The 4094-nt window shown below is 41.0% G+C and carries 2 protein-coding genes and 1 pseudogene; all 3 read right to left on the bottom strand.

What is annotated here, in order from left to right; genetic code table 11:
- Positions 1-1489 (bottom strand): annotated as a pseudogene (locus tag ABGY95_RS07575) (hypothetical protein); the annotation flags it as partial.
- A 9-nt stretch (positions 1490-1498) separates the two neighbouring features.
- Positions 1499-2224: an ATP-binding cassette domain-containing protein gene (locus ABGY95_RS07580; RefSeq protein WP_347441084.1), complete on the bottom strand. Its 726-nt coding sequence runs from the start codon at positions 2222-2224 to the stop codon at positions 1499-1501.
- Positions 2225-2264: 40 nt separating this feature from the next.
- On the bottom strand, positions 2265-4094 hold a 1830-nt coding region (locus tag ABGY95_RS07585; RefSeq protein WP_347441085.1), incomplete at its 5' end, for a vWA domain-containing protein.

Here is a 4094-nt window from a genome sequence, read left to right on the forward strand (position 1 = left end):
CCGAATACAGTTGAGACATGTAGGATGAAATCTTCTGCACTCTGTGAACTTGATCCAAATTGGCGAAAACACCAATATCCTGTTTTTTTAGGTGCGTCACTAACCCATCTAAGTTTTCTAAAGATTCTGCATATAGCCTAAATCCTGTATATTTAAGTTTTCTATCTTTAATGTATGCCTCCCCATTTCTGAGAACAATCGATCGGTCAGAAGCAACTCTAAGTATACCCGAGAGCCAAGGAGTCAAGTAAGCTACTCCCTCAGGTATATTATCTAATGACTCAAATAGACATGGCACTTTCAACTCCTTACCTTTAGATGTTGTCACTAAAAAACCTTCAGATCCTAATTGTTCGAGCATTGCCTCAGAAACCACTACTTTGGAAAATTTCAAATTCTCTGAGCTTTTAAGCATTTGAGGGTTTGTAATTCCAGTAACTGATAGCTCATGCTCATTTTCAGATGCCAATGTTATAGCTTGATTCTCAACCCAAGGAATAACCTCACAGTCTATATCATATTCCTCTAGTATAGATTTCAGCAGCGCTAATTTTTCTCTACTGACTGTATTGTTAGTGGCTTTGAATAAAATTGAGTAGAGTTGGCTATTTTGCTTAAACTCAACGTCAGTGGTTAAATCTTGAGAATTACGTTTACCTTCACGCTGAGTCAGTAGTTTTGCTAACTTTTCACACAGTATCGCTCTTTCACTTTTAATCTCATAATTCTGGCTATGATCAAAGCCGCTTCTTCGGTAAAGACGAGCCAAGATTTCAGGGGGGATTTCGACCAGACTAAGCACAATTCCACCATCATATTTTGGTTCTAAATGCTGATCAACACCCTCCCATTCCAGCTCGGAAACTGCACCACCAGAAACATATGTCTCAACTGCTGACACCAACGAAAAGTCTACCCAGATTAAATCCTTATCATACGACACATTCAATGGAGCTATTCCAACAACTCTAAGTTTTGCCTTCCCAGCTTGATCAGATCTTCGAATAGATAGGGTCACTGAGTCTCCTTCCATCACCTCTAGCTTATCAGCTAGTGCGTGAGACAATACCACTTCTCCTTTACCTGGTGCTTCAACTCCATTTGAGGTTAGCAACAAATCACCGGGAGCGCTCGGCTCCATATCTGCAGGAAGTAGTTTAGGTTCATTTGCGCTTGAGATATCAACAGACATCGCCATCCCCCTCAGAGTTGGCGTGATCCAGCCTACATCTGAACGTTGTCGCATGTCATCAAACCATTCAGCCTCTAGTCCACCTGCTATGATGCGTTGAGGTCTAACCTGCAAGTTATACGGATCTCCTCTCATTCGATCCATCAAGGTATTAACTATACCGTTTTGTAGTCCCAGTAATATTATAAGAGGGGCAAACATTGCAGCAAGAGAGAACACCACGCAGAGGGTCATAGCCCACTCATATCGCAAATCACACCAAGCTAACTTAAACCCACGTATTAATGATCTAAACATTCAAAAAAACTATTCGTTCTTAAGCTTTTCACAGCAGGTAGAAACGATACTGTTTCCTACAGTATTTGTATTGAAAGAATATATTCTATCAGCAATGGACTCTACCAAATTTCTGTCATGAGATACCATTACTACAGCGGAAGATTTTCTTTCATCATCACAGAGCTCCTTGAACATATGCACTAATTTCACAGCTCGTTCAGGGTCTAGCGCTGCTGTCGGTTCATCGGCTAGTATTATCTCAGGGTGATGGATGACGGCACGTGCAATTGCTGCTCGTTGTCGCTCTCCTCCTGAAATGTTTTTAGGGTATTTTTTTAGCTGCTTTGAAATACCCAATTTATTTGCTATTCCGAGCACTTTTTCTTTAGTACTGCCGTTCACTCCATTCATATTCAATGGCATTGCAATGTTTTGGTATACTTTAAGAAATTCCAGCAAGCCACCAGTTTGTAGTACGTAGCCCATGTGTTTACGCCTGATTTGTACTGACTCAGACTGAGCATTCTCTGCCAATTGGAAATCTTCCCCGCTACGGAGAGTCAGGCTAAACTCGTCACTTTCATCTGGTTTGAGAATAAGCCCTAAGATGTCTAATAGCGTACTCTTACCGCAGCCACTATCCCCTACTATACCTACGAATTCTCCTGCTCCTACATTAAATTCGGGCACAGATAGTTCAAATGAAACATCACCTGATTGCCTTTTTATTCTGAGATTTTTAATTGAATACATTAGAACAGCTAATCGGGTTAAGGTCTGCAATGCATTTAGCTTAAGGCAACATATCTAATTCTAATCCAGCAACACGATCTTTCAGTGCACAACCCTTAACTAATTCTTTCCATGCATCTTGGTCGCGCAACAAATTTTGATAATGAGTACGCATCCGATCTAAATCAAACATTAGTGAGTTCAAATTATCTGCACCCATTTGTCGAAAGTCCTCGCGGGTGAGGTAAAGAATACGGCTCTTGTATGGAAGTTGGTCAATCCCCGCAGGAACTCCAAAGACATCTTTGTAATTCATAGCAGATGGATCTTTCATCACTTGACCTGAATTTCGTTGAAGCATGTCGAAAAAGTCTAGACTTGATGCTCCACCTTTCCTGCTATTTTTGAAATCATTTCCAGCTCTTATGATATTCTTAAGACTATCATTCAACTGATTCAACTGATCCTTTGTTAAGAGAATCATTGGCGTCATAGCCTTACGACCTGGTTCATTTAGAGCATCATCTGTAGTCCACCCTTTAAAATCACTAAGTGGAGCATCTGGATCACTCAATAATATCGAAGCTTGGTCGAAAATGAGATCTGAGATGCTTCCAGTAGAGCCAGCGGTCAAAACGTCATCTTGCGAGCTCTTAGGTTCAACAACCAAATCAATTGACTTCTTGATCTCACTGAAAATACCTTTCAGGTTATTCTTAAAACCGTTCATATCTGAAGCGTCTATTGAATAATAATGAGCTTGCCCAGAGCCTTTAACTAATGAGCCTTGAGGATCTTTCCTGCTCACCTCCATGAACTGTCGTTTTGTCTCTTTATCATAGTTTGCCCCCGATTTAGATTTGGCTATGTGGATAGCAAACAATCCAATATTTCTTCTAACCATCTCAGCACGAAGTAACATTTCATCTTGGCCAGAAATACTTTGCAAGTGATCCGCAGCGTGGCCAGGTGCATCTCCAATCAAAATTATCAACTTAACAGCTTTAGGCCTCCATTTTACGTTTACTGAAGCTTGGTAAATACCTTCGAAGACCTCTTCTGCAACATCATCTGGGGTCAGCTTTGCCACTGGTTCTGTGTCTTTCAAGATTCCTACAAAGTCCTGTAGAGAAACTAAATCAGGAGTCAATGTCTTAACAGAGTAGTCCATTGAATTGATTTCAGCTAGCTTACTTGGATTCCTTGAAAACTTTTTCTTCAGATAGTTCAGATTGTCCCGATAGCCAACGAGTCCGAATTTCATATCCGTTTTATTACCTACCATATCTTTACTAGCTTCTTGGGCAGCTTGAAGAACACCTCGAATATATGGACCAGTAGAACCTGTCGTATCCATCACAAAGACCACATCGACTGGCAGCTTGGTAGCTGTATTTCCTTTCCCCGCATTTTTCGCAGCTATCTGTAAAACCAAAGTAGGTAATGGAGGGGATTTAAATCTTACCTCCTTGTAATCAAGAATTGGAAAAATAACAGCTTCACGCTTTTTTCGTAAATTTAGGATGGGTTCTATACCAACGATTGAAGGGTCCTTAACCATATTAGCAGCAGAATTAAGTAATGGTGCTCGTAACTCTTTAGTCTTCTTAATCCTATCATCAGAGCCCAATTTAACCATCGATTCTAGAATCGCACTGTCGCTGAAGAATAGGGAACGGGATCGTCCTAGTGGGCTTGTAAACTTCATCACTAACGCCTGATTCCATGGAACTACCTCATCATCTGACATCCATCCTAGCACTTGTGGCGACCAACCAACTGGTTTAGGCCGGGGAACAGCTTCAGATGTAACTTGGAACCAAGTTACTCCACCTACGTTCGCTTCTGCTACGACACTGTAGGCTTCAAAATAGTCTAAACCACCTTTAGC

It is taken from the genome of Rubritalea sp. (genome assembly GCF_039830215.1).
In the GTDB taxonomy this organism is placed as follows: domain Bacteria; phylum Verrucomicrobiota; class Verrucomicrobiia; order Verrucomicrobiales; family Akkermansiaceae; genus Rubritalea.